Origin of the sequence: Kineosporia corallincola, from assembly GCF_018499875.1 — a bacterium.
Classification (GTDB): Bacteria; Actinomycetota; Actinomycetes; order Actinomycetales; family Kineosporiaceae; genus Kineosporia; species Kineosporia corallincola.
In genome coordinates, this window is sequence record NZ_JAHBAY010000006.1 from 347,728 (window position 1) to 372,462 (window position 24,735).

The following is a 24,735-nucleotide window of genomic DNA, read 5'->3' on the forward strand; positions in this document are numbered from 1 at the left end:
AGCACCGAGCGAGAGGGCTCACCACGGTCCGCTCAACACGCCCACTAGATGTAGTTGTCGCGAGCACCCCTCACTACGGCATATGGTGCTCTCTGTTGCTGGTTCGCCCTGCCACCCAGGCAGGGCGTCGCAAGAGGGAACCCGGTGCGACTCCGGGACTGCCCCGCAGCGGTGAGCGGGAACGACCGCCGTCATGAGCACTGGGCGTGCACACGCCTGGGAAGCGACGGCCAGTAGACCGCCGGGCACCCACGGTGCCCGGAGTGCCCGCGAGTCCGAAGACCTGCCAGTGATGCGCGTGTCCTCGGGCACGCGTGTCCGGATGCCGCGTGGGACGGGATCGGGATGACGCCGGTGCCGTACGTGCCCGGTCGTTCACCCCGAGAGAACTCCCGTGTGGCCTGTGTCTTGAGGATCGGGATGTGTGGCATGACTATCACCGTTTACAGCAAGCCTTCCTGCGTGCAGTGTGACGCGACCCATCGCGCCCTGAAGAAGACCGACCTGGACTACCGGGTCGTCGACATCACCGTGGACCTGGACGCCCGGGAACACGTGCTGTCACTGGGCTATCAGCAGGCCCCGGTCGTGGTGGCCGGCGACGAGCACTGGTCGGGCTATCGTCCCGACCGGATCCGTGCCCTCACCGCACAGGTCACCCAGTCGGCCTGACCAGGTGACCTCGCTGGTCTACTTCTCCAGCGCCTCCGGCAACACCCACCGCTTCGTGCGCAAACTCGGCCTGCCGGCCGAGCGCATCCCGTTGCGCCCCACCGAGCCCTTCCTGCGCGTGAACGATCCGTACGTGCTGGTGGCGCCCACCTACGGGGGCGGCAACGAGGGCGGTGCGGTGCCCCGGCAGGTGGTGCGGTTTCTCAACGACGAGCACAACCGGTCGCTGATCCGCGGGGTGATCGCGGCCGGCAACACCAACTTCGGCAGTGCCTACGGCATCGCCGGAGACATTATTGCGGCGAAATGCCAGGTGCCGTACCTGTTCGCCTTCGAACTCATGGGAACGAGCGACGACGTGCAGCGCGTCCTCGAGGGATTGGAACGATTTTGGCGGCGACAGCCAGTGTGACGGACGTGCTGGATTACCATTCGCTCAACGCGATGCTCAACCTGTACGGACCGGACGGCGAGATCCAGTTCGACCGGGACCGCGAGGCGGCCCGGCAGTTCTTCCTCCAGCACGTCAACCAGAACACGGTGTTCTTCCACGATCTGGAGGAGAAACTCGCCTATCTGGTCGAGAACCACTACTACGAGCGCGAGGTGCTCGACCGGTACCGCCCGGAGTTCGTCAAACAGCTCTACCAGCACGCCTATTCAAAGAAGTTCCGGTTCCCGACGTTTCTCGGGGCGTTCAAGTTCTACACCTCGTACACCCTGAAGACCTTCGACGGAAAGCGTTACCTGGAACGTTTCGAGGACCGGGTGTCGATGGTCGCGCTCACCCTGGCCGACGGTGACGAGGCGTTCGCCCTCCAGCTGCTCGACGAGATCATCTCCGGCCGTTTCCAGCCGGCCACGCCGACCTTCCTGAACCTCGGCAAGGCGCAGCGCGGCGAGGCCGTCTCGTGCTTCCTGCTGCGCATCGAAGACAACATGGAATCCATTGCCCGGGGCATCAATTCCGCACTCCAGCTGTCCAAGCGCGGCGGCGGGGTGGCCCTGCTGCTGTCGAACATCCGGGAGCACGGCGCCCCGATCAAGCACATCGAGAACCAGTCGTCCGGCGTCATCCCGGTGATGAAACTGCTGGAGGACTCCTTCTCGTACGCGAACCAGCTGGGCGCCCGGCAGGGCGCGGGGGCGGTGTACCTGCACGCCCATCATCCGGACATCATGCAGTTCCTCGACACCAAGCGGGAGAACGCGGACGAGAAGATCCGGATCAAGACGCTCTCGCTGGGCGTGGTGATCCCGGACATCACGTTCGAGCTGGCCAAGAACAACGAGGACATGTACCTGTTCTCGCCGTACGACGTGGAACGCGTCTACGGGGTGCCGTTCGCCGACGTCCCGGTGTCGGAGAAGTACCGGGAAATGGTGGACGACGGGAACATCCGGAAGAAGAAGATCAACGCCCGCGACTTCTTCCAGACGCTGGCCGAGTTGCAGTTCGAGTCCGGTTATCCGTACCTGCTTTTCGAGGACACCGCGAACCGGGCCAACCCGATCCAGGGCCGGATCACGCACTCGAACCTGTGCTCGGAGATTCTCCAGGTCTCCACCCCGTCGACGTTCAACGCCGATCTGTCGTACGACCATGTCGGCCGCGACATCTCGTGCAACCTGGGGTCGCTGAACATCGCCATGACGATGGACTCCCCGGATTTCGGCCGCACCGTGGAGACCGCCGTCCGGGCTCTGACCGCGGTGTCCGACCGCACCTCGATCGAGTCGGTGCCCTCGGTGAAGCGAGCCAACGAGGGTGGGCACGCGATCGGGCTCGGCCAGATGAACCTGCACGGATACCTCGCCCGGGAACGCGTGTTCTACGGTTCCGACGAGGGTCTCGACTTCACCAACCTGTACTTCTACACGGTGGCCTACCACGCGATCCGGGCGTCGAACCGGCTGGCCGCCGAACGCGGGCAGAAGTTCCTGGGTTTCGAGAACTCGGCCTACGCCGACGGTTCGTATTTCGAGAAGTACGTCACGCAGCCCTGGAAGCCGCGCACCGCACGCGTCCACCAGCTCTTCGAGAAGGCCGGCGTCGCGATCCCGACCCAGGACGACTGGCGGGCGCTGGCCGCCTCGGTGCGTGAGCACGGCCTGTACAACCAGAACCTCCAGGCGGTGCCCCCGACCGGCTCGATCTCGTACATCAACAACTCCACCTCCTCGATCCACCCGATCGTCTCGAAGATCGAGATCCGCAAGGAGGGCAAGCTCGGCCGCGTGTACTACCCGGCGCCGTTCATGACGAACGACAACCTGGACTACTACCAGGACGCGTACGAGATCGGCCCGGAGAAGATCATCGACACCTACGCCGAGGCCACCCAGCACGTCGACCAAGGGCTCTCGCTGACGCTGTTCTTCAAGGACACGGCCACCACCCGCGACATCAACCGGGCGCAGATCTACGCCTGGCGCAAGGGAATCAAGACGCTGTACTACATCCGGCTGCGGCAGATGGCCCTGGAGGGCACCGAGGTCGAGGGCTGCGTCTCCTGCATGCTCTGAAAGGGCTTGAGAATCATGGTGAAACTGATCGATCGTGTCCAGGCGATCAACTGGAACCGGCTCCAGGACGAGAAGGATCTCGAGGTCTGGGACCGGCTCACCGGCAACTTCTGGCTGCCGGAGAAGGTGCCGCTGAGCAACGACATCCAGTCGTGGGCCACCCTGAGCGACACCGAGAAACAAATGACGACGCGGGTCTTCACCGGCCTGACGCTGCTCGACACGATCCAGGGCACGGTCGGCGCGGTGAGCCTGATCCCGGACTCGCTGACGCCGCACGAGGAGGCGGTGTACACCAACATCGCTTTCATGGAGTCGGTGCATGCCCGGTCGTACTCCTCGATCTTCTCCACGCTGATCTCCAGCCGGGAGATCGACGAGGCGTTCCGCTGGTCGGAGGAGAACCCGGCGCTCCAGCGCAAGGCGGAGATCGTGCTGGAGTTCTACCGGGGCGACGAGCCGCTCAAGCGCAAGGTCGCCAGCACCATGCTGGAGTCGTTCCTGTTCTACTCCGGCTTCTACGCCCCGATGTACTGGTCGAGCCGGGCCAAACTGACCAACACGGCCGACCTGATCCGGCTGATCATCCGGGACGAGGCGGTGCACGGCTACTACATCGGCTACAAGTTCCAGAAGGGCCTGGAGCTCGTCACCACCCAGGAGCGGAAAGACCTGAAGGACTACACCTTCTCGCTGTTGTTCGAGCTGTACGAGAACGAGGTGGAGTACACCCAGGACCTGTACGACCCGCTCGGCCTGACCGAGGACGTCAAGAAGTTCCTGCGCTACAACGCGAACAAGGCCCTGATGAACCTGGGCTACGAGGCGCTGTTCCCGAAGGACGAGACCGACGTGGATCCGGCGGTTCTGGCCGCCCTCTCGCCGAACGCCGACGAGAACCACGACTTCTTCTCGGGTTCCGGCTCGTCGTACGTGATCGGTAAGGCGGTCGACACGCAGGACGAGGACTGGGACTTCTGACGGCCGTGGCCGGCGTCGCGGACGCCGGCCACCCTCGGTCCGCGCTCTCTCAGTCCTCGCCGGTCGCCGGCCGGAAGTCGGCCAGCTGGTTCTGGAGGCCGTCAAAGATCGCCTCCAAGCCGAATTCGAAGCTCTGGTCAGGCGCCCTGGAGTAGTCCTCGTCGGTGACCACCGCCAGCCGGGCGCGCAGCCGGGGGAACTCCATCGCAATCTCTCCCTGGTGGGCCATCGCGTTGCTGATCAGCTGGTCGGCGTCGGTGCCCTCCCGGTTCAGTCGACGTCGCAACGACACCCCCGCCGCCTCACCGAGCGCGTTACCCAGGACGAAGGTGAACACCGTGGCAGCAGCCTGATCGGCCTGGGCCCCCACGAAACCGGCCTGCTCGTAGACATTCAGGGTGTGATCGTCGTGCCGGGCCTTGCCCCGGCCACCCATCAGGTGCGTGCCGAGGGCCTGCACCAGCCACGGATGCCGCACCATCATCTCGAACTCGGACCTTGCCATCAACATGCCGGCGGCCCGCCAGGAGTGCTCCTCCAGTGACGGCAGCTCGACCTCGTGCCAGACCTGATCGCCGGCCAGCTCAACCAGGTTGTCCTTGTTCTGGACGTGCCAGTAGACGGCCGTGGCGGCGGAGTTCAGCCGGTCGCCCAGCGTCCTCATGTTCAGCCCTTCCAGGCCCTCCGAGTCGAGGAGCTCGATCGCCGCCTGGACGATGCGCTCCCGCGTCAGCGCTTTGCGAGCCATCGGCTCAGGCTACCCGAACTTGCACATAGTTCAGGAACGGCCAGTTCCTGGCGTCGACGGTCCGGGGGCCCCGTCGACGACCCTCACTTCCTTCACCGGCCGCGCCCCGACATCGGCGCGCACAGCAGTCCGGACGCACCCCACGGGGCCACTCGAACATTGTTCAAGTTTTTTCTTGCACGCCGTTCAATTTCTCCTGCACACTGTTCAGGTCAGAACTTGAACGCTGTTCAGCGACTCCCCGGCGCTGGTTGCATCAACGACGGCGATCGTCTGACGCCCATCTCGACGACTTGATTGCGAGGGCACCATGACCGTGACCGCGAGCCGCCTGCCCCACGCCGAAAGTGGTGCCCGGCAGGCCATTCAGGTGCGGGGACTGCACAAGTCCTTCGGCGAGCAGGTGGTGCTCAACGGCATCGACCTGTCGATCCCCCAGGGCTCCGTGTTCTCGCTGCTCGGCCCCAACGGCGCCGGCAAGACCACGGTGGTCCGCATCCTGGCCACCCTGACCCCGCCGGACTCCGGCACCGTCCTGGTGGACGGCAACGACCTGGCCACGTCCCCCGGCGCCGTCCGCGGTTCCATCGGCGTCACCGGCCAGTTCTCCGCCGTGGACGGCTTTCTCACCGCGGAGGAGAACCTGTTGCTGATGGGCGACCTCTGGCACCTGCCCAAGCGGGAGTGCCGCAGCCGGGCACAGGAACTGCTGGAGCTGTTCGGCCTGACCGACACCGGGAAGAAGCCGGTGATGACCTTCTCCGGCGGGATGAAGCGCCGGCTCGACCTGGCGATGACCCTGGCCGGGTCGCCGCGCATCATCTTCCTCGACGAGCCCACCACCGGGCTCGACCCGCGCAGCCGGCGCAACATGTGGGAGCTGATCGAGCGTCTGGTGCACGACCAGGCGGTCACCATCTTCCTCACCACCCAGTACCTCGAGGAGGCCGACCGGCTGGCCGACCAGATCGCCGTGCTGGACGGCGGGCGGATCGTCGCCCAGGGCACCGGTGAGCAGCTCAAGAGCCAGGTTCCCGGCGGCCACGTCGTGCTCACCTTCGCCGACACCACCACGATGGACGCCGCGGCGAGCCGGCTGGGCGAGAACGTCACCCGCAACCCGGACACCTTCACGCTGAACGTCCCCAGCGACAACAGCGCCTCCTCGGTGCGGGACCTGCTCGCCCGGATCGAGGCCGACACCGTCACCCAGTTCTCGCTCCACTCCCCCGATCTCGACGACGTGTTCCTGGCCCTCACCGGGCAGGCCGGCGGAGAGGCGAAGCGATGACCACCACCGACATCACCACCATGCTGCGGCGCAACATCAAGAGCCAGTTGCGCTACCCGGTGACGATTTTCGCCATCATCGGGATTCCCGTCCTGTTCCTGCTGCTGTTCGTCTACGTGTTCGGCGGCGCCCTGGCCGAGGCCGTCGACGTCAGCGGCTCCCAGGACTACGTCGACTACGTGCTGCCCGGCCTGATCATCATGACCGCGGCGGCCGGGCTGCTCGGCACCTCCACGTCGACCAGCGTGGACATGACCGAGGGCATCATCACCCGCTTCCGCACGATGGCCATCTTCCGGCCCTCGATCCTCATCGCCCGGGTGCTCTCCAGCGTCCTCCAGACCCTGGCCAGCATGCTCTTCGTCTTCGTCGTCGCCCTGCTGATGGGGCTCTCGCCGAACGCGACAGCCGTCGAATGGCTGGCCATCGTCGGTGTTCTCGCCCTGATCAGCTTCTCCCTGTCGTGGCTCGGCCTGGCCTTCGGGCTGGCGGCCAAGACGATCGACGCGGCCAGCAACGCGCCGTTCCCGCTGATCCTCATGCCGCTGGTCGGCTCCGGCATCGTGCCCACCGACTCGATGCCCACCGTGGTCCGCTGGTTCGCCGAGTACCAGCCCTTCACACCGATGATCGAGACCCTGCGCGGTCTGCTCAACGGCAGCGAGATCGGCGACAGCGCACTGCTCACGTTCGCCTGGTGCCTGGGCATCACCGTGCTCGGCTTCATCTGGTCCGTCCGGGCCTTCAACCGCGACCGTTCCTGAAACGCGTAGCCTTACGGTGAGGATCGGTGCACCCGGCCGATCCGGCCGTCACCCGGGCCCTTCGGTGGCCCGGGGATCCGAGTGGGGTAATCCGGCATCGATTCCTCACCCGGGCGAGCACCGTGGCCGAAGGTGACCCCTGAGTCGCCTCCGGGAGGGGAATCGAATGGGCACGTGCTCCGTGTGCGGCGCCGCCGGACAGGCCGGCCACTCATTCCGTGGCGACGTTTTCTGATCTCTGCCCGATCACCTCCGCCCGATCACCTCGGCCCGGAGCCTCAACAACAGCGCTTACCAGTTTCAGCAGAAATCCGCCGGTTCCTCCGAGTTCAGCCCCCCGGCCCCAAGCTCCGAATCCGGGGGGTCAGCGGATGACAGTCGCTGCCGGACGGGAGCATCGCGCTGTACTGACCTGCTGACAAAGCCGTCAGGGGCGGTCTCCCGAAACCGGGAAACCGCCCCTGACCTGCGGTGGAGCTATAGGGATTTGAACCCTAGACCCCCTCGATGCGAACGAGGTGCGCTACCAGACTGCGCTATAGCCCCAACGAGAAGAAACACTAGCAGCCCCCGGCCCCAAGCTCCGAATCGGGGGGTCAGCGGATCGGGCGCCGGTCCACCAGCCGGCGCATCTTGCCCACCGACCGCTCGATCGTGTGCGGATCGACCACGCTGACCTCGATCGAGACGCCGATCCGGTTCTTCACCATCCGGCCCAGGCCGGCCCCGGCGGTGGCGGCCGCCGCCGGTGACGCGGCCGCACGGCGCTCCACCACCACGGTCATCGAGTCCAGGTGGCCCTGTCGGTCGAGCACGCACTGGAAGTGCGGGCTGAGGGCGGGCAGGCCGAGGATCAGTTCCTCCACCTGGGTCGGGAACAGGTTCACCCCGCGCAGGATGATCATGTCGTCGCTGCGTCCGGTGATCTTCTCCATCCGCCGCATCGTGCGGGCCGTGCCGGGCAGCAGCCGGGTCAGGTCGCGGGTGCGGTAGCGGATCACCGGCATCGCCTGCTTGGTCAGCGAGGTGAACACCAGCTCGCCCTCGGTCCCGTCGGGCAGCACGTCACCGGTCACCGGGTCGACCACCTCCGGGTAGAAGTGGTCCTCCCACACGTGCAGGCCGTCCTTGGTCTCGACGCACTCCGAGGCCACGCCCGGCCCGATCACCTCGGACAAGCCGTAGATGTCCACGGCGTCGATGCCCAGGCGTTCCTCCATCTCCCGGCGCATCTCGTTGGTCCACGGCTCGGCGCCGAAGATCCCGATGCGCAGGGACGACGAGCGCGGGTCGATCCCCTGGCGTTCCATCTCGTCGATCAGGTTGAGCATGTACGAGGGGGTGACCATGATGATCTCCGGACGGAAGTCGCCGATCAGCTGGACCTGCCGCTCGGTCATCCCGCCGGAGACCGGAACCACGGTGCAGCCCAGACGTTCCGCGCCGGCGTGCGCCCCGAGCCCTCCGGTGAACAGGCCGTAGCCGTAGGCGTTGTGCAGCACCATGCCGCGGCGCCCGCCCGCGGCGCGGATCGAGCGCGCCACCACGTCCGCCCACACGTCCAGGTCACCCCGGGTGTAGCCGACCACGGTGGGACGCCCGGTGGTGCCGGAGGAGGCGTGCACGCGGGCCACCTGCTCACGCGGCACGGCGAACATCCCGAACGGGTAGTTGCGGCGCAGGTCGTCCTTGGTCGTGAACGGGAGCCCGGCCAGGTCGGACAGCTCACGGACGTCGTCCGGGTGGGCCCCCACGGCCTCGAACGCCGCCCGGTAGTGGGCCACGTGGTCGTAGGCGTGCCGCACGCTCCACCGCAGCCTCTCGGTCTGCACCGCGCGCAGCTCGTCCGCCGAGGCGGTCTCGATCGGGTCCAGGTCGCCGGGGCGGGGGTCGGGATCGGGCATGGCGCGTTCCTCCATCGCAACGGACCGGCATCGCAAGCGGCCTTGTGCCTGCTGCGAATGTCGCACCGGCGGGACTCCGGGACTTGACCGTCGGCGCAGAGTTCTTGACGTATCGGTGAACGTGACGTGTTGTTGGGGGGTCGTCAGGACGAGGAGGTCCGATGGGTTCGTCCGTTCTGGAACGCTCCGGCGCCGGGTTCGACGAGTGGGAGCAGCGCATCAGTTCCACCTTCGTACCGCTGCGGGCGCACCGTAAAGCGCTGTCGTCCGGCGAGTTCCACGGACGGGTCGAGGCCACCCCGCTGGGCTCGGTGGTGCTGGCCGAGGTGACGGCCGACGAGGCCGTGGTGGAGCGCACGCCACGGCTGATCCGCCAGGACGACCCGGAGTTCTACAAGTTCGCTCTCCAGACCCGTGGCTCCTGCGTGATCGAGCAGGCCGGGCGGCAGGCCCGGCTGGAGCCCGGCGACCTGACCATCTATGACACCTCCCGGCCCTACCGGCTCTCGTGCAGCGACCGCTTCCGGATGACCGTCGCGATGTTCCCCCGCAACCTGGTGCGACTGCCCGAGCGGCGGATGTCCGGGCTGACCGCCGTGCGGCTGGCCGGTGACACCGGGCTGGCTGCGCTGATCACTCCACTGATGCGCAGTCTGGCCGAGAGCCGTTCCCCGGAGCGCGGTTTCATCGCTGCACATCTGGGTGACGCGGTGGTCGACCTGGTCACCGCGGCGTTCGCCGAGCAGATGGCGCTGCCGTCCCGCGACGGCGCGGCGCGGTCACACCGTGCCCTGGTCGCCGAGGTGCACGCCTACATCGACCGGCACCTGGCCGACCCCGGCCTGAACACGCAGTCGGTGGCCGAGGCGCACTACGTGTCGGTGCGCCACCTCCAGAAGGTGTTCGAGGCCCGCGGCACGTCGATCTCGGCACTCGTGCGCACCCGTCGGCTGGAGCGCTGCCACCGGGACATGAGCGACCCTCAACTGGCCGCCACGCCGCTCGCGGTGATCCGGCAGCGCTGGGGTTTCGCCGACGCGGCCCACTTCTCCCGGCTGTTCCGCGCCGCCTACGGCGAGTCCCCCCGGGAGTTCCGCAAACACCTCAGCGCCCGCCCCTGATCCGGGTGTCTCCCCACCGGTCGCCACCAACTGCAACTTCCTGGCGTTCCACCAACGTCTTGAGAGATGTGGGTCGCGGCACCGGCGTTTGCCGGCCCTTCAGGCAGCGCCGCTGTTCAGGCTCCCTCTTCACCGATGACTCTGTGCGGTCGATGTGATCAAAGGGGTCACCACGAGACGGACATTCCCCTTTAATGGGGCAGCTGTCATCTTTCGAGGCCAGGGAGGGCCAAGGTGTTCGGTCGGTATCGGACGGGTGCGATGCTCGGAGTCGCCGCGGTGATCGTGGTCGCGGGCTGTTCGCCCTCGCCGTCGGACGGCTCGGTCGAGGTCCAGGCAGCCGGCGACCAGGCGTCCCCCGTCGCTTCCCCGGCGTCCTCGCCGGCCGTCACCACTCCGGCACCGGAGAGCACCCCGAAGAGCGGGCGCGTGCGCATCGCGTTCGGCGGCGACGTGCACTTCGAGGGTTCCTCGGCCGGCGCGCTGGACGGCGACCTGGGCACCGCGTTCGGCCAGCTCAAGTCGGCCGACCTGGCGATCGTGAACCTGGAGACCGCGATCACCGACCGGGGCACCCCGGGCCCGAAGCAGTACACCTTCCGGGCCCCGGCCAAGGCGCTCGACGTGCTGAAGAACTCCGGGGTGGACGTGGTCACCCTGGCCAACAACCACGGCATGGACTACGGCCAGGTCGGCCTGCTCGACACCCTGGCCGCCGGCAAGAGCACCGGGCTGCCGATCATCGGCGCGGGCAAGAACCTGCGGGCGGCCTTCACCCCGTTCACCCGCACCGTGAAGGGCGTCAGGATCGCGGTGTTCGGCGCCACCGACGTGCTCGACAGCTTCGCCATCGGCACCTGGCCGGCCACCGCCACCCGGCCGGGCCTGGCCTCGTCGAAGGACCAGTACGAGGAACTGCTGCTGGACGCCGTGCGCGAGGCCGCCGCCGACTCCGACGTGGTGGTGGTGGACCTGCACTGGGGCACCGAGCAGCAGGCCTGCCCGAGCGACCGGCAGCAGGAGCTGGCGCACGCGCTCACCGAGGCCGGGGCGCAGGTCGTGGTCGGCAGCCACGCCCACGTGCTGGAACCGCACGTGCGCGAGGGCAACACCACGATCCATTACGGGCTGGGCAATTTCGTGTTCTACGCGCACAGCGCCCCGGGCACCGACACCGGCGTGTACAACGTCGTGGTCGACAAGGACGGGGTGGTGCGCACCACGTGGCTGCCCGGCCGGATCAGCGGCGGCCGGCCGCAGCTGCTCTCCGGTTCGGCGGCGAAGGCGGCGTCCGCTCAGGAGGACGCCCTGGCCTCGGAGTGCGGTATCGGCTGATCCGGCCCGGCCCGCGCCATGGTTACACTCCCCGGCATGGCCAAGCTTTTCCCCGTCGTCATGCGTGGTTTCGACAAGACCCAGGTCGAAGAGGTGTTCGCCCGGGCCGACAACGCGATCGCGGACGGCGACGCGACCAGGCGCGCCGCCGCCCGCGAGGAACTCGGCTCCACGGTGTTCCAGATCGGCGCCCGCGGTTACTCGCCCACCGACGTCGCGATGGCGGTCGAGCAGCGCCTGGCCGCACTCAGCAGCTGATCAGGCCGGCTTGATCCCCTCGGCGCGCTTGACCAGGCCGGTGCCCAGCTCGTATGTCGCCGCGACCAGCCCGAGGCCCTTGGCCTCCGAGGCGTCCCGCACGATGTTCGACCGCTGCCGGAGCAGGTCGACGGTGGCGGAGGCGTGCCAGCGCGACAGGTCGTCGAGCTCGGTGATGCCGGCCTGCCGACCCCGGGCCATGTCCGGTGCCAGCCGCTCCACCAGACCGCGGATGTGCCCGTCCGGCACCGTTCCGTCGTCCAGTGTGTGGGCGGCGGCCTTGATCGCCCCGCAGCTCTGGTGCCCGAGCACCACCACCAGGTCCACGCCGAGCGCGGCCACGGCGTACTCGATCGACCCGAGCACCGCCTCGTCCAGGGCGTGACCGGCGGTACGCACCACGAAGAGGTCACCCAGGCCCTGGTCGAACAGGATCTCGGTGGGCAGGCGGGAGTCGGCACAGCCGAGCACCATGGCGAACGGGTGCTGCCCGTCGACCAGGGCCGCGCGGCGCTCCGGGCCCCGGGCCGCCTCGGCCGAGCTGTGCCCCACGGCCCAGCGGCGGTTGCCCTCCTCCAGACGCTGCCAGGCGGCGTCGCCCCGGTCCGGGACCTGCGCCTGACGCTGTGCCGGGATGTCGCCGGTCCGCGGTCGAGCCAGGTTGAGCATGTTGCGAATCGAAGGCATGGATCATCTTTCGTCGATGGGGCAGCTGAGTGGTCGATGGGGCAGCCTGAGTACCGGTCGGCCGTCGGGCGCGGCGCCTGAGGTCAGTCGAGAATGGCGCGCGTCATACTCATCTGGTCGCTGAGCACACCCTGGATCAGCTGCTGGGTCTGGTTGATCTCGTCCACCGCGTGGTGGATGTGGCCGAGCGACGTGGTCACGGCTTCCACCCGGCTCTGGATGGCGTTGACCCGCTCGCTGACGCTCGTGGTGGCGCGCTCGGTCTGTCCCGAGAGCTCCTTGACCTCTTCGGCCACCACGGCGAAACCCTTACCCGCCTGCCCGGCCCGGGCCGCCTCGATGGTGGCGTTCAGCGCGAGCAGCTTGGTCTGGGCGGCGATGGTCTGGATGTCCTGCACCACCTTGTTGATCTCGGCGCTGGCCTGGCCGAGTGCCGCCACCTGGGTGTTGGCCTCCTCGGTCAGCTGGCCGCTGCGGCTGGCCACGCCGGAGGCGGAGGTGACGTTGCGGTCCACCTCGCCGATCGACTCCATCAGTTGCTGGCCGGCCTGGCGCAGCTGGGCGCTGGAGGTGAACCGCTCCATCGCCTGGCCGACCAGGTAGGCGGTGTTGCGCAGCGCGCTCTCCCGGCTCGACGACATGATCAGCTTGCGGGTGGCGAAGAAGTCCATCGTGCCGATGATCCGCCCGCCCACCGTGATCGGCAGGCAGACACCGGATTTCACACCCTGTTTCTGCGCCACCGGCCGGCGTACGCAGTCGGTCAGCTCGCCGAGGTCCTCGACGAACACGAAGTCGTTACGGGCCCAGGCCCGGCCGGACAGGCCGACCCCCTTGGCGAACGAGGCCGCCAGGGTGACCTCCCGGAACTCCGGGCCGACGTCGCCGGACTCCTTGGCGAAGCGCAGAACCTGCTGCTCCTCGTCGAGCCGCCAGAACGAGCCGTACTGCCAGTCGAAGTCGCGGCGGATCGTCTCCATCGCGACGCGCAGTGCGTCGTCCTCGGTGCTGACCGTGGTGAGCTCGCGGATGACGGTGGACACCGCCTCGACGTCCTGCGCGGCCTTCTCCTGGCGCACCGCCTCGTGCAGGCGCTCCAGGGCGGTGGACACCAGCACGCCGATCGCCCGCAGCACAGCCAGCCGGTCCTGCGTGGGGTGCAGCACCTCGGTGGTGAAGAAGTCCATGGTGCCGACCACTTCGCCCTGCTCGATCAGCGGGAAGCAGACACCGCTGCGGATGCCCATCCGGGTCGCGACGGGGGCGCGGACGCAGTCCGTCATCGTGCCCAGGTCCTCGACGAAGATCAGGTCGCGCTGCCGCCAGGCCCGGCCGGACAGGCCGACCCCCTCGGCGAACGACGCCTCCAGGGTGACCTTGCGGAACTCCGGGTTCACGTCCCCGCTGTCCAGGCCGAACCGCAGCACCTGCTCGGCACTGTCCTTGACCCAGTAGGAGCCGTAGGCCCAGCCGAAGTGATGACGCACGACTTCCAGGGACGTCTTCACCGCCTGTTCCGGCGTGGTCGCCTGGTTGAGCTTGGTCACCACATCGGTGACGGCCACGACATCGGCGTGGGCCTCGGCGGCCGTGTGCTCGGCCGCCGCGTTCCTGGGTGTCCTGCTGAACACTGATCACTCCACGTTGATTGGTCGGGCCTTCCTCCGTGGGCACTGCTCGAACCTTCGGCGACTGCGCGAGGTCCGTGAGCCGAAACGGAGGGCGAATTCTCTTGACAGCGAGTGACCTGCTCGCTGCCGCGGGGCCTGGTTCTCCTGGCGGGCATAACGAGGGGCGTTCTGTGGTTAACTCGCCCGACTCAATAGTTGAGCGATCAACCACAGGGAGGACAGCGTCATGAGCGAACTCGTCATGGGCCTCGACACCTTCGGCGAGGTGCCGGTGGACGACTCGGGGGCGCTGGTCTCCCAGGCCGCGGCGATCCGGCAGGTGGTCGACGAGGCGGTGATCGCCGACGAGCTGGGCGTGGACGTGATCGCGCTGGGCGAGCACCACCGCTCGGAGTACGCGATCTCCAGCCCGGAGACCGTGCTGGCCGGTATCGCCACCCGTACCTCCCGGATCAAGCTGGCCTCGGCCGTGACGGTGCTCAGCTCCGACGACCCGGTGCGGGTGTTCCAGCGGTTCGCCACGGTCGACGCCCTCTCCAACGGCCGTGCCCAGGCGATCCTGGGGCGTGGTTCCTTCACCGAGTCGTTCCCCCTGTTCGGGTACGACCTGAGCGACTACGACGTCCTGTTCGAGGAGAAGCTCGACCTGTTCGTGAAGCTTCTTGACGAGAAACCCACCACTTGGAGCGGGACCACCCGCCCGGCACTGCGCGACGCGGACGTCTTCCCGAAGACCGAGTCGGGACGCCTGGACACCTGGGTCGGCGTCGGCGGCTCCCCGCAGTCGGTCGTGCGCACCGCCCAGCACGGACTGAAGCTCATGCTCGCGATCATCGGCGGCGAGCCGGCCCGCTTCGCGCCCTACGTCGACCTGTACCGGCGGGCCACCGAGCAGCTCGGCACCACCCCGCACCCGGTCGGCATGCACTCGCACGGCTTCATCGCGGACACCGACGAGGAGGCCAAGGAGCTCTACTACGGCCCCTACAAGGAGGGTCGCGACCGGATCGGCGCCGACCGCGGCTGGCCGCCGGTGACCCGGGCCCAGTTCGAGTCCGAGGTGGCGACCGGCTCGCTCTACCTGGGCTCCCCGGAGACCGTCGCCCGGCGCATCGCCGGCGCGGTGAAGGCGCTCGGCGTGGGCCGTTTCGACCTGACCTACACCGGCGGCGCGCTGCCGGCCTCGGCCCGGGCGCGCACCGTCGAGCTGTACGGCTCGAAGGTGGTCCCGATGGTCCGCGACATGATCAACGACTGAACGAAGGTTGCGCAGATGACCACCATCGGCATTCTCGGCGCCGGCAAGGTCGGCACCGTGCTGGCCCGCCTCGCCGTCACCGCCGGGTACGACGTCCTGATCTCGGGTTCCGGCGACCCGTCCAAGATCTCGCTGATCATCGGCGTGCTGGCGCCCGGGGCCACCGCGGTGACCTCGGCGCAGGCGGCGGAGCGGGCCGACATCGTGGTGCTGGCCCTGCCTCTCGGCAAGTACCGGGACATCCCGGGCGAGGCGCTGCGCGGCAAGCTGGTCATCGACGCGATGAACTACTGGTGGGAGGTGGACGGCGTGCGGGACGACCTGACCGACCCGCGCACCACCTCCAGCGAGATCGTGCGCGACCACCTCACCGGGGCCCGGCTGGTGAAGGCCTTCAACCACATGGGTTATCACGACCTGGAGGCCGGGGCCCGGCCGGCGGGCGACCCGCAGCGCCGGGCGATCGCGCTGGCCGGGGACGACGCGGACGACGTGGCCGCGGTCGCCGCCCTGATCGACGCGCTGGGCTTCGACCCGGTCGAGGCCGGCGCGCTGGCCGAGGGCGTGCGCCTTCAGCCCGGAACCTCACTGTTCGGCGCCAACACCGACGCCGCCACGGTGCGGGAGATGCTGGCCGCGCCGTTCGAGCGCACCAGCCAGCCGACCGTGCCGTCGGACCTCCGATGACCGCGGCACCGTCCCGGCCAGGCCGTCGGAGGTAACCTGGCCCGGCACCGGCACGGCCGAGACAGGAGCGTGAACAACGTGGTTCATCAGGCACTGCGCACCGGCCGGATCGGCCCGGGGTAGAGCGTTGGCCCTCACCGACGACGCCATCGCCAAGATCAAGCAAATGATCATCTCCGGCCGCCTGGCTCCCGGCGACCGGCTCCCCCGGGAGGCGGATCTGGCCGCACAGCTGGGCCTTTCGCGCAACTCGCTGCGCGAGGCGGTGCGCGCGCTGGCTCTGGTCCACGTGCTCGACGTGCGGCAGGGCGACGGCACCTACGTGTCCAGCCTGGCGCCGGGCACGCTGACCGAGGCGATCTCGTTCATCGTCGACCTCCAGCACGACGGGTCGGTGCTGGAGTTCCTGGAGGTGCGCCGGCTGCTTGAGCCGGCCGCCACCGCGATGGCCACCTCACGGATGAGCGACGCCGACATCTCCTCCCTGGCAGACCTTCTCGACGACCTGGGCGAGTCCCCCACGATGGAGGCCCTGGTCGAGAACGACCAGGAGTTCCACCGCCGGATCGCCCAGGCCTCCGGCAACGCCGTGCTGGCCTCGCTGATCGAGAGCGTCTCCGGCCGCACTCATCGCGCCCGGGTCTGGCGCGGCCTCACCCAGGACTCGGCGGTCGCCCGCACGCTCGACGAGCACCGGGCGATCCAGCTGGCCATGGCCCAGCGCCAGCCCGACGTGGCCCAGGCCTGGGCCAGTGTGCACGTGGCCGGTGTGGAGCAGTGGCTGCGCCGCACACTGGCACAGACCACCCCCTGATCTCTCAGGCCCGGTCGAAGACCACGGCCACCGGCCCCGGTACGGCAGAACCGGGGACGACGACAGCGATGCCCCCGTCCTGCGCCACGGCCTCCACCGGCACCCCGTGCACCGTGCGCGCCGAGGCCGGGTCCAGTCCGCCCGCCCTCAGCACCACCGGCCCGGCCGCGTCCACCAGGGCGTTCACCTGAGCACCCGAAGCCGTCCAGCGCACCCACGGCCCGTCCGAGGGCTCCGCCCACGGCACCGGCCGGCTGCCGTGCACCAGGGACGAGTTCACCTCCATCCAGGCGGCGATCCCCTCCAGGCAGCTCAGCTGGAGCTCCGGGATCCGGCCGGCCTCGTCCGGCCCCACGTTGAGCAGGAAGTTGCCGCCGCGCGAGACCACGTCGAGCAGGTGCCGCACCGCCGCCGGGCCGTCCAGGTAGTGCGAGGCGTCTTCCGTCTGGTTGTAGCCGAACGAGAGGCCGATGCCCCGGCAGTTCTCCCACATCGTGCCGTCGCTCTCGGTGTCCCGGCCGTGCTGGTACTCCGAGGTGCGGAAGTCCCAGTGGGTCAGGCCCCAGCGGTCGTTCACCACGCCGTCCGGCACCGCGGCGTAGTACCGCTCCAGGAGGCGCGCGAAACTGCGCGGCCCGTCCGGCTTCCCGGCGTCCGGCCACTCGATGTCGCCCCACAGCACGTCCGGCGCGTAGCGGGCGATCAGGTCGGCCACGTGGGCGAAGGCGTACTCGTTGTAGGCCTCGTCCACCGGCCGGCTCGCGTACATCGACGCATTGTCGACGATCGGCCCGGAGTGGTGGAAGTGCCAGTCCAGGCCGCCGGAGTAGTACACGCCGAACCGGAGCCCGGCCTCCCGCACCGCCTCGGCGAACTCGCCCACGATGTCGCGACGCGGGCCGCGGCGCACGGTGTTCCGGGTGCCGGTGCCCGGGGCGTCCCAGAGCGTGATGCCGTCATGGTGTTTGGTGGTCGGCACCACGTAACCGGCTCCGCAGCGCCGGAACAGGCCGGCCATCTGCCGCGGGTCCCAGGCCGACGCCGTCCACCGGTCCAGGAAGTCGTCGTAGGGGGCGCCGCCGTGAAGCGCGTCCTGCCGCTCCCGGGCCGGCGAGCCGTCGATCCGCACGGTGTTGAAATACCACTCGGCGTAGGGATTGTGGGTGAACCAGGTGCGCTGCTCGATGGTTCCCAGCTCCCCGCTCGGCTCGGCCCAGGCGGGCACCGAGTAGGCGCCCCAGTGCACGAAGATGCCGAACTTGGCGTCCCGGTACCAGGCGGGCACCTCCCGCTCGAACGTGCGGTACAGCTCCGGGCGCTGCGGCTCACCGTGAGAGGTCGCCATGCGGTTCTCCTTCGGGTCAGGGCACGTCGTGAGTCTCAAACCGGGTGAAGGTGGGCATCCCGCCGCTCCTGTCTCGCCGCGGCGCCGTCGTCGCGACCGTCGTCGGATCTCCGCCTGCCGACGAGATTCACAAACATCCGATGTCTTGTCAACGGTGAGTCGGGACCTGCCGCCGCCGTCCCGTCCGGAGCGGCAAGACACCCGATGTCTGGCCGGGACGTTTCCGGGAACCCTTGGCCCGTGTACTGTGACGCCCGTGCTGACAACCGGTCTCCTTCTCCTCCGCCGCCACGGCGGGGGCTGATCGGACCGGCTCCCCCGTCGTGGAGTCGTCGTCGTGCCCGCCGGTCACCCGTGAGAGACCGAAGGACCAGCCCGATGACCACCCGCACCACGTCTTCCTCCGCACACCCCACCATCAGCACCCCGGCCGGTGACGTTCCGGCCGACGCCCCCGCATGGAACCGGCAGCGGCACTCACAGATGCCCTCGCACCGCTACCGCGACGTCTTCCACCGCCTGGAACTGCCCGAATTCAGCCATGGCTGGGCGGATCGCCGGATCACCCGGGCCCCGCTGTGGGTGCCGGTGGACCTGCGTGACGGCAACCAGGCACTGGCCGAGCCGATGGACCCGGCCCGTAAGCGGCGGTTCTTCGACCTGCTGGTGGCGATGGGCTACAAGGAGATCGAGGTCGGCTACCCGTCGGCCTCCCGCACCGACCACGACTTCGTGCGGCTGCTGGCGCGGGAGCGGATCGCCCCGCCCGACGTGACCGTGGTGGTGTTCACCCCGGCCCGGGCCGACCTGATCGCGCGCACCGTCGAGTCGGTGCGCGGCATCCGCAACCCCGTCGTCATCCATCTCTACATGGCGACGGCCCCGGCCTGGCGCGACACCGTGCTGGGCCTGACCCGGCGGCAGCAGATCGACCACGTCCGCGGTGCCGCGGCCGAGATCCTGCGCCTGGCGGGCGATCTGGAGAACGTCCGCTTCCAGTTCTCGCCCGAGGTGTTCAACCTGACCGAGCCGGGCCACGTGATCGAGGTGTGCGACACCGTCACGGAGCTCTGGCAGGCGACACCCGACCGCCCGGTGGTGCTCAACCTGCCCGCCACGGTGGAGGTGGCCACCCCGAACGTGTACGCCGACCAGATCGAGTACATGCACCGGCACCTGGACCGGCGGGACTCGGTGATCCTCTCGGTGCACCCGCACAACGACCGTGGCACCGGCATCGCCTGCGCCGAGCTCGCCGTGCTGGCCGGGGCGCAGCGGGTGGAGGGCTGCGTGTTCGGTAACGGCGAGCGAACCGGCAACGTCGACATCGCCACCCTGGCCCTGAATCTGCATGCCCAGGGCGTGGATCCGATGATCGACTTCTCCGACATCGACGAGATCCGCCGGGTGGTCGAGGACTGCAACCGGATCGAGGTGCACCCGCGGCACCCCTACGTCGGCGACCTCGTACACACGGCGTTCAGCGGCACGCACCAGGACGCGATCCGCAAGGGCCTGGCCGCGCACCGGGCCCGGGCCGCCGAAACCGGGGTGCCGGAGGGCGAACTGGCCTGGGACGTGCCGTACCTGCCGATCGACCCGGCCGACCTGGGCCGCAGCTACGAGGCGGTGATCCGGGTGAACTCGCAGTCCGGCAAGGGCGGCATCGCCTACCTGCTGGAGACCGGGTTCGGCATCGCCCTGGACCGGCAGCAGCAGATCGAGTTCGCCCGCGTGGTGCAGGAACACACCGACACGACGGGCCGCGAGATCACCGCCGAGGAGTTGCGCGCGCTCTACACCGAGACCTTCACCGGCCGGTCCAGCGGCTCGGCGGACTCGGCCGACAGGGCCTGCATGAAGTAGCCCACCAGCCGGCGCCAGGCGTCCGGGGCGTGACCGGCGGTGCAGTCGATCACCCCGGCGTTGGCCATCAGCAGCAGCGGCAGGTCGGCGGGCACGAAGTCGGCACGCAGCCGGCCCTGCTCCTGTGCCCGGCGCACCAGGTCGGCGAAGCTGCGGTGGGCCCGCTCCCGCTCGGCCTCGAACTCCGGTGCGGCCGGGTAGGTTCCGGCCAGCACCCGGGTGAGGCCCCGGTCACTGGCCTGGAGCTCGCACACGTCGAGCAGGCACTGCCGCACGCCCTCACCGGCGTCCGGCAGTGCCGCCGCAGCCTCGATCAGCTCGGCGTAGCGGTGCATGCGGTCGGTGAACACGGCGGCCACCAGCTCGTCGCGGTGGGCGAAGTGCCGCAGCGTGGTGGCGATCCCGACGCCGGCGCGCCGCGCCACCTCGTTCATCGAGGCGTCCAGGCCGAGCTCGGCGAAGGCCTGCGCGGCAGCGGCGACGACGCGCTCGCGGTTACGCACCGCGTCGGCCCGTCGCCCGCCCTGCTGTGTAGTCACGGGCGACAGACTAGGGCGTGTTTTGGAATTCGCTGCCGTAGCGAGGAGGTGCCCGGGGCGTCGGCTGGGCGCGGCCGGTGGGGCACCTCGTAGCGGTGTTCTACGTGGGGCCCCACCGGACGCGGTCAGACGGCGTCACGGGTGCCCCGCAGTAGGCATGGAATTCCAAAACACGCCCTAGGCCCTGGAACGGTGGACGACGCCGGGCCGGCCGGCCTCTCGTCGTCCACCGTTTCAGGCTTTGACGTACTCGGCCAGATGCTCGCCGGTCAGCGTGGACCGGGCGGCCACCAGCTCGGCCGGCGTGCCCTCGAACACGATCTGCCCGCCGTCGTGTCCCGCGCCCGGGCCGAGGTCGACGATCCAGTCGGCGTGCGCCATCACGGCCTGGTGGTGTTCGATCACGATGACCGACTTACCCGAGTCGACCAGCCGGTCGAGCAGGCCGAGCAACTGTTCCACGTCGGCCAGGTGCAGGCCGGTGGTGGGCTCGTCGAGGATGTACACGCCGCCCTTCTCGCCCATGTGGGTGGCCAGCTTGAGCCGCTGCCGCTCACCGCCCGACAGCGTGGTGAGCGGCTGGCCCAGGCTCAGGTAGCCCAGGCCGACGTCTCGCAGGCGGTCCAGGATCTTGTGCGCGGCAGGCAGTTTCGCCTCACCGTCGGCGAAGAACCGCTCCGCCTCGGCCACCGGCATGGCCAGTACCTCGCTGATGTTCTTGCCGCCGAAGCCGTACTCCAGCACCGAGGCCTGGAAACGCCGGCCCTCGCACTCCTCACACGGGGTGGCGACGCCGGCCATCATCGCCAGGTCGGTGTAGATCACCCCGGCCCCGTTGCAGCCCGGGCAGGCGCCCTCCGAGTTGGCGCTGAACAGGGCCGGTTTCACCCCGTTGGCCTTGGCGAAGGCCTTGCGCACGGGTTCCAGCAGACCGGTGTAGGTGGCCGGGTTGCTGCGCCGGGAGCCGCGGATCGGGGCCTGGTCGATCGCGACCACGTCGTCGAGCGGGGCTACCGACCCGTGGATCAGCGAGCTCTTCCCCGACCCGGCCACCCCCGTGACCACCACGAGCACACCCAGGGGGATGTCGACGTCCACCGTTTTCAGGTTGTTGCTGTCGGCACCCCGGATCTGGAGCACCTCCGCGGCCTCCCGCACCTGGGGTTTCAGCGAGGTGCGGTCGTCGAGGTGCTGCCCGGTCAGGGTGCCGCTGGAGCGCAGCGCCTTCACCGTGCCCTCGAACACCACCTGGCCCCCGGCGGTTCCGGCGCGGGGACCGAGATCGACCACGTGGTCGGCGATCTCGATGGCCTCCGGCTTGTGCTCCACCACCAGCACGGTGTTGCCCTTGTCGCGCAACTCCAGCAGCAGGTTGTTCATCCGCCGGATGTCGTGCGGGTGCAGACCGATCGTGGGCTCGTCGAAGACGTAGGTGACGTCGGTGAGCGCCGATCCGAGGTGCCGGATCATCTTCGTGCGCTGCGACTCCCCGCCGGACAGGGTGCCCGAGGGCCGGTCCAGGCTGAGGTAGCCGAGGCCGATCTCGACGAACGAGTTCAGCGTGTGGCTGAGCTTGCCCAGCAGCGGCGCGACGCTCGGTTCCTTCAGGTCGCGCACCCACACCGCCAGGTCGCTGATCTGCATCCGGGCCACGTCGGCGATGCTGACGCCCTTGATCTTCACCGAGCGGGCGCCCTCGGCCAGCCGGGTGCCCTCGCACTCGGGGCAGGTGGTGAAGGTGACGGCGCGCTCGACGAACGCCCGGATGTGCGGCTGGAGCGAGTCGACGTCCTTGGAGAGCATGGACTTCTGGAGCTTGGGGATCAGTCCCTCGTAGGTCAGGTTGATGCCCTCGACCTTGATCTTGGTGGGCTCCTTGTAGAGCAGGTCGTGCATTTCGCGTTTGTTGAACTTCCGGATCGGCTTGTCCGGGTCGAAGAAGCCGCAGCCGACGAAGATCCGCCCGTACCAGCCGTCCATCGAGTACCCGGGCACGGTGAACGGGCCCTCGCGCAGCGACTTGCTGTCGTCGTAGAGCTGCGCCAGGTCGATGTCGTTGACCGAGCCCCGGCCCTCGCAGCGCGGGCACATGCCGCCGACCCGGGTGAAGGTGGCCTTGGCCGCGCGGGTGGCCGCGCCGCGTTCCACGGTGACCGCGCCGCTGCCGGAGGCCGAGGCGACGTTGAACGAGAACGCGCCCGGGCCACCGATGTACGGCTTGCCCAGCCGACTGTAGAGGATACGCAGCATGGCGTGGGCGTCGGTGGCGGTGCCGACGGTGGAGCGCGGGTCGGCGCCCATCCGCTGCTGGTCCACGATGATCGCGGTGGTCAGGCCCTCCAGCACGTCGACGTCCGGGCGGGCCAGCGACGGCATGAAGCCCTGCACGAAGCTGCTGTAGGTCTCGTTGATCAGCCGCTGCGACTCGGCGGCGATGGTGCCGAACACCAGCGAGCTCTTGCCTGAGCCGGACACCCCGGTGAACACCGTGAGCCGGCGCTTGGGCAACTCGACGCTGATGTCCTTGAGGTTGTTCTCGCGGGCTCCGTGCACCCGGATGATCTCGTGGGTGTCGGCGACGTGCGGCATCGAGGCTCCATCGGTCGGCTGTCGATCGGTCGGCTGGGTCCCGACCGCATCGTGCCACGTCATCGCCGCCGACGGGCCGAGCTGGTTTCTCGATTCCTGCTCGATTCCCGCTCGATCGCTGCTCGCCTCGGATCAGTCGACCCGGCCGAACTCCCCTGCGGCGTACTGCTCCGCGAGTTCCCGCCGCCGCAGTTTGCCGCTGCTCGTGCGCAGCAACTGTGAAGAGCTCAGATAATGGACGTCGAGGGGCCGCACAGTCACCCCCAGCGTGCTGACCAGGTGCTCCACCAGGCGCGTGCGGCAGCCCTCCGGGTCGGCGCGGGCCTCACGGCGCAGCGCGGTCAGCACCACGATCCGGCCGTCGCTCTGGATCACCGCGGTCCGGCCCGGTGACACGAACGGCAGCCGCTCGATCGCCTGCTCGAAATCGACCGCGAACAGGCTCTGGCCGTTCACCTTGATCCGGTCGCTGATCCGGCCGGTCACGAACAGCTCCCCGTCGTCCACAAAGCCGGTGTCACCGGTGCGGTAGAAGCCGTCCGGACCGGCCAGCGGACGCCCGGTGCCGAGGTACCCGTCGGCGAGTGTGCCTCCGGCCAGCTCGATCTCGCCGAGTTCGCGCTCACCGCAGAGCTTTCCGTCGGACCCGCGCAGCCGCAGGCTGAACTCCGGCATCGGCGGGCCGAGCGAGATCGCCGGCACGCCGGACGGCCCGTCCACCACCCGGATCTCGCTGCCGGGCGGGCGGCTCGACACCAGCAGCACCGTCTCGGCCATGCCGTAGCAGGGCATGAACACGTCGCGACGCAGCCCGGCCGGGGCCATCAGGTCGCTGAACGCCCGCAGGTGCGGGATGTCGATCGGCTCGCTGCCCAGGTAGATCGACCGCACCCGGCTCAGGTCGAGGCCCTCCAGGCGTTCCGGCCCGGCGGCCTGGAGCAGCTTCAGCGAGTAGTCCACGGCGAAGTTCGGGATCACCGTGCCGACCGCTTGCTCCCGCCCCATCTGCTCCCACCAGCCGGGGCAGTCGGCGAGGAACGACAGCGGATCGCTGAGCAGCAGGTCGACGTCGGTGAACAGGCACGACAGCAGGCCGCCGACCAGGCCCATGTCGTGGTAGAGCGGCAGCCAGCTGCTCACCCGTTCCCCGGGGCGGCGCCCGTCGGTGCGGGCGATCATCGCCAGGTTGGCCCGCAACCGGCCGTGCAGCACCGGGATTCCCTTGGGGAACGCGGTGGACCCGGACGAGAACTGGACGAACGCCGGCTCGTCGTCGGCGGGCGTGCGCAGCTGCGCCCCCTCGACGTCCAGACCGGTACCCGGCGGGGTGGAGGGCAGCGTGAGTGCGGTGACGGGCAGGTCCACGGTGGCCAGGCCGGGGGTGAGCAGCACCCGGTCGGCGGCGTGCTCCTGGGCCACGCGGCGCAGGAAGGCCTCGTACTCCGGCTTCGGCGAGGCCAGCAGCAACGGCTTGACCGACAGCGGCAGCGCCCCGGCCTGCATCAGCGCGAGAAAGGCCAGCACCACCGGGGCGGAGGTCTCGAACGGGAACAGCACCCGGGTGCCCGGCCCGACACCCTGCCGGCGAAAGTGCTCGGCGTAGGCCAGGATCCGGGCCGGGAACTCCCGGTAGGGAATCACCTCGGCCGGATCGTCCTCGTCGTACCCGCCGTACAGGTGCAGGGCCCCGCCGGTGGCCTTCTGAAGGTGTTCCAGCAC

Annotated in this window: 21 protein-coding genes, 1 tRNA gene and 1 riboswitch; of the genes, 13 read left to right on the forward strand and 9 right to left on the reverse strand. The window is 69.1% G+C overall.

Annotated features, from left to right (window positions below):
* The first annotated feature begins 82 nt into the window (after window positions 1-82).
* Window positions 83-305, forward strand: a riboswitch (cobalamin riboswitch).
* Between the two features lie 124 nt (window positions 306-429).
* The 4 genes from nrdH to nrdF are packed head-to-tail and all read left to right on the forward strand — an operon-like array spanning window position 430 to window position 4,179.
* Complete coding sequence (gene nrdH / locus KIH74_RS16785) at window positions 430-672, forward strand: glutaredoxin-like protein NrdH (protein WP_214156887.1); 243 nt, start codon at window positions 430-432, stop codon at window positions 670-672.
* 4 nt (window positions 673-676) lie between these two features.
* Complete coding sequence (gene nrdI, locus KIH74_RS16790; RefSeq protein WP_214156888.1) at window positions 677-1,084, forward strand: class Ib ribonucleoside-diphosphate reductase assembly flavoprotein NrdI; 408 nt, start codon at window positions 677-679, stop codon at window positions 1,082-1,084.
* Window positions 1,085-1,116: 32 nt separating this feature from the next.
* Entirely contained in the window at window positions 1,117-3,198 is a 2,082-nt protein-coding gene (nrdE, locus tag KIH74_RS16795) for a class 1b ribonucleoside-diphosphate reductase subunit alpha (RefSeq protein WP_246572585.1), read from the forward strand.
* Window positions 3,199-3,213: 15 nt separating this feature from the next.
* Window positions 3,214-4,179, forward strand: coding sequence for a class 1b ribonucleoside-diphosphate reductase subunit beta (gene nrdF / locus KIH74_RS16800; RefSeq protein ID WP_214156890.1), 966 nt, complete (start codon window positions 3,214-3,216; stop codon window positions 4,177-4,179).
* A 49-nt stretch (window positions 4,180-4,228) separates the two neighbouring features.
* On the opposite strand, the gene KIH74_RS16805 is transcribed toward nrdF, so the two are convergent.
* Window positions 4,229-4,927: a TetR/AcrR family transcriptional regulator gene (locus KIH74_RS16805; RefSeq protein ID WP_214156891.1), complete on the reverse strand. Its 699-nt coding sequence runs from the start codon at window positions 4,925-4,927 to the stop codon at window positions 4,229-4,231.
* Between the two features lie 310 nt (window positions 4,928-5,237).
* Here KIH74_RS16805 and KIH74_RS16810 point away from each other — a divergent pair, with 310 nt between their 5' ends.
* Window positions 5,238-6,218: an ATP-binding cassette domain-containing protein gene (locus KIH74_RS16810; protein ID WP_214156892.1), complete on the forward strand. Its 981-nt coding sequence runs from the start codon at window positions 5,238-5,240 to the stop codon at window positions 6,216-6,218.
* Window positions 6,215-6,982, forward strand: a complete 768-nt coding sequence (locus KIH74_RS16815) for an ABC transporter permease (RefSeq protein ID WP_214156893.1) — start codon at window positions 6,215-6,217, stop codon at window positions 6,980-6,982. Before KIH74_RS16810 ends, KIH74_RS16815 begins: the two co-directional genes overlap by 4 nt.
* A 472-nt stretch (window positions 6,983-7,454) precedes the next feature.
* Here KIH74_RS16815 and KIH74_RS16820 read toward each other — a convergent pair.
* Window positions 7,455-7,528 (reverse strand) — tRNA-Ala (locus KIH74_RS16820).
* Between the two features lie 50 nt (window positions 7,529-7,578).
* Window positions 7,579-8,886 (reverse strand): phenylacetate--CoA ligase PaaK, encoded by a 1,308-nt coding sequence (gene paaK, locus KIH74_RS16825; protein WP_214156894.1) that lies wholly within the window; start codon window positions 8,884-8,886, stop codon window positions 7,579-7,581.
* A 161-nt stretch (window positions 8,887-9,047) separates the two neighbouring features.
* Between paaK and KIH74_RS16830 the strand changes: the two genes are divergently transcribed.
* The 3 genes from KIH74_RS16830 (at window position 9,048) to KIH74_RS16840 (ending at window position 11,600) form a co-directional block, all read left to right on the forward strand.
* Entirely contained in the window at window positions 9,048-10,007 is a 960-nt protein-coding gene (locus KIH74_RS16830) for an AraC-like ligand-binding domain-containing protein (RefSeq protein WP_214156895.1), read from the forward strand.
* A gap of 261 nt (window positions 10,008-10,268) precedes the next feature.
* Entirely contained in the window at window positions 10,269-11,342 is a 1,074-nt protein-coding gene (locus KIH74_RS16835) for a CapA family protein (RefSeq protein ID WP_214156896.1), read from the forward strand.
* 36 nt (window positions 11,343-11,378) lie between these two features.
* The gene (locus KIH74_RS16840) at window positions 11,379-11,600 is read left to right on the forward strand and encodes a hypothetical protein (protein ID WP_214156897.1); all 222 of its coding nucleotides are present in this window, start codon (window positions 11,379-11,381) and stop codon (window positions 11,598-11,600) included.
* On the opposite strand, the gene KIH74_RS16845 is transcribed toward KIH74_RS16840, so the two are convergent.
* Complete coding sequence (locus KIH74_RS16845) at window positions 11,601-12,287, reverse strand: carbonic anhydrase (protein ID WP_214156898.1); 687 nt, start codon at window positions 12,285-12,287, stop codon at window positions 11,601-11,603.
* Between the two features lie 83 nt (window positions 12,288-12,370).
* On the reverse strand, window positions 12,371-13,918 hold the full coding sequence (locus tag KIH74_RS38665) for a GAF domain-containing protein (RefSeq protein WP_214156899.1): 1,548 nt from the start codon (window positions 13,916-13,918) through the stop codon (window positions 12,371-12,373).
* Between the two features lie 226 nt (window positions 13,919-14,144).
* On the opposite strand from KIH74_RS38665, the gene KIH74_RS16855 reads away from it, so the two are divergent.
* The 3 genes from KIH74_RS16855 (at window position 14,145) to KIH74_RS16865 (ending at window position 16,677) form a co-directional block, all read left to right on the forward strand.
* Window positions 14,145-15,176, forward strand: a complete 1,032-nt coding sequence (locus KIH74_RS16855) for an LLM class flavin-dependent oxidoreductase (RefSeq protein ID WP_214156900.1) — start codon at window positions 14,145-14,147, stop codon at window positions 15,174-15,176.
* Between the two features lie 15 nt (window positions 15,177-15,191).
* On the forward strand, window positions 15,192-15,863 hold the full coding sequence (locus tag KIH74_RS16860) for an NADPH-dependent F420 reductase (protein WP_214156901.1): 672 nt from the start codon (window positions 15,192-15,194) through the stop codon (window positions 15,861-15,863).
* A gap of 127 nt (window positions 15,864-15,990) precedes the next feature.
* Window positions 15,991-16,677, forward strand: a complete 687-nt coding sequence (locus KIH74_RS16865; protein WP_214156902.1) for a FadR/GntR family transcriptional regulator — start codon at window positions 15,991-15,993, stop codon at window positions 16,675-16,677.
* A gap of 4 nt (window positions 16,678-16,681) precedes the next feature.
* Here the strand turns inward: KIH74_RS16865 and KIH74_RS16870 are convergent, their stop codons facing one another.
* Window positions 16,682-18,022, reverse strand: a complete 1,341-nt coding sequence (locus KIH74_RS16870; RefSeq protein WP_214156903.1) for an alpha-L-fucosidase — start codon at window positions 18,020-18,022, stop codon at window positions 16,682-16,684.
* 378 nt (window positions 18,023-18,400) lie between these two features.
* On the opposite strand from KIH74_RS16870, the gene KIH74_RS16875 reads away from it, so the two are divergent.
* On the forward strand, window positions 18,401-19,888 hold the full coding sequence (locus KIH74_RS16875; RefSeq protein ID WP_214156904.1) for a 2-isopropylmalate synthase: 1,488 nt from the start codon (window positions 18,401-18,403) through the stop codon (window positions 19,886-19,888).
* Here the strand turns inward: KIH74_RS16875 and KIH74_RS16880 are convergent.
* From KIH74_RS16880 to KIH74_RS16890, 3 genes are all read right to left on the reverse strand, one after another.
* Window positions 19,819-20,427 carry a TetR/AcrR family transcriptional regulator gene (locus tag KIH74_RS16880; RefSeq protein ID WP_214156905.1) on the reverse strand — a complete coding sequence of 203 codons (609 nt, stop codon included), beginning with the start codon at window positions 20,425-20,427 and terminating at the stop codon, window positions 19,819-19,821. The genes KIH74_RS16875 and KIH74_RS16880 overlap by 70 nt on opposite strands.
* Before the next feature lie 234 nt (window positions 20,428-20,661).
* Window positions 20,662-23,016, reverse strand: coding sequence for an ATP-binding cassette domain-containing protein (locus KIH74_RS16885; RefSeq protein ID WP_214156906.1), 2,355 nt, complete (start codon window positions 23,014-23,016; stop codon window positions 20,662-20,664).
* Between the two features lie 132 nt (window positions 23,017-23,148).
* On the reverse strand, window positions 23,149-24,735 hold the full coding sequence (locus KIH74_RS16890) for an AMP-binding protein (RefSeq protein WP_214156907.1): 1,587 nt from the start codon (window positions 24,733-24,735) through the stop codon (window positions 23,149-23,151).

Excerpts from the sequence above, each read along its gene's own strand:
- nrdH (WP_214156887.1), top strand. The coding sequence starts at position 430 with ATGACTATCACCGTTTACAGCAAGCCTTCCTGCGTGCAGTGTGACGCG.
- nrdE (WP_246572585.1), top strand. The coding sequence starts at position 1,117 with ATGCTCAACCTGTACGGACCGGACGGCGAGATCCAGTTCGACCGGGAC.
- nrdF (WP_214156890.1), top strand. The coding sequence starts at position 3,214 with ATGGTGAAACTGATCGATCGTGTCCAGGCGATCAACTGGAACCGGCTC.
- KIH74_RS16805 (WP_214156891.1), bottom strand. The coding sequence starts at position 4,927 with ATGGCTCGCAAAGCGCTGACGCGGGAGCGCATCGTCCAGGCGGCGATC.
- KIH74_RS16810 (WP_214156892.1), top strand. The coding sequence starts at position 5,238 with ATGACCGTGACCGCGAGCCGCCTGCCCCACGCCGAAAGTGGTGCCCGG.
- KIH74_RS16815 (WP_214156893.1), top strand. The coding sequence starts at position 6,215 with ATGACCACCACCGACATCACCACCATGCTGCGGCGCAACATCAAGAGC.
- paaK (WP_214156894.1), bottom strand. The coding sequence starts at position 8,886 with ATGCCCGATCCCGACCCCCGCCCCGGCGACCTGGACCCGATCGAGACC.
- KIH74_RS16830 (WP_214156895.1), top strand. The coding sequence starts at position 9,048 with ATGGGTTCGTCCGTTCTGGAACGCTCCGGCGCCGGGTTCGACGAGTGG.
- KIH74_RS16835 (WP_214156896.1), top strand. The coding sequence starts at position 10,269 with ATGCTCGGAGTCGCCGCGGTGATCGTGGTCGCGGGCTGTTCGCCCTCG.
- KIH74_RS16840 (WP_214156897.1), top strand. The coding sequence starts at position 11,379 with ATGGCCAAGCTTTTCCCCGTCGTCATGCGTGGTTTCGACAAGACCCAG.
- KIH74_RS16845 (WP_214156898.1), bottom strand. The coding sequence starts at position 12,287 with ATGCCTTCGATTCGCAACATGCTCAACCTGGCTCGACCGCGGACCGGC.
- KIH74_RS16855 (WP_214156900.1), top strand. The coding sequence starts at position 14,145 with ATGAGCGAACTCGTCATGGGCCTCGACACCTTCGGCGAGGTGCCGGTG.
- KIH74_RS16860 (WP_214156901.1), top strand. The coding sequence starts at position 15,192 with ATGACCACCATCGGCATTCTCGGCGCCGGCAAGGTCGGCACCGTGCTG.
- KIH74_RS16870 (WP_214156903.1), bottom strand. The coding sequence starts at position 18,022 with ATGGCGACCTCTCACGGTGAGCCGCAGCGCCCGGAGCTGTACCGCACG.
- KIH74_RS16875 (WP_214156904.1), top strand. The coding sequence starts at position 18,401 with ATGACCACCCGCACCACGTCTTCCTCCGCACACCCCACCATCAGCACC.
- KIH74_RS16885 (WP_214156906.1), bottom strand. The coding sequence starts at position 23,016 with ATGCCGCACGTCGCCGACACCCACGAGATCATCCGGGTGCACGGAGCC.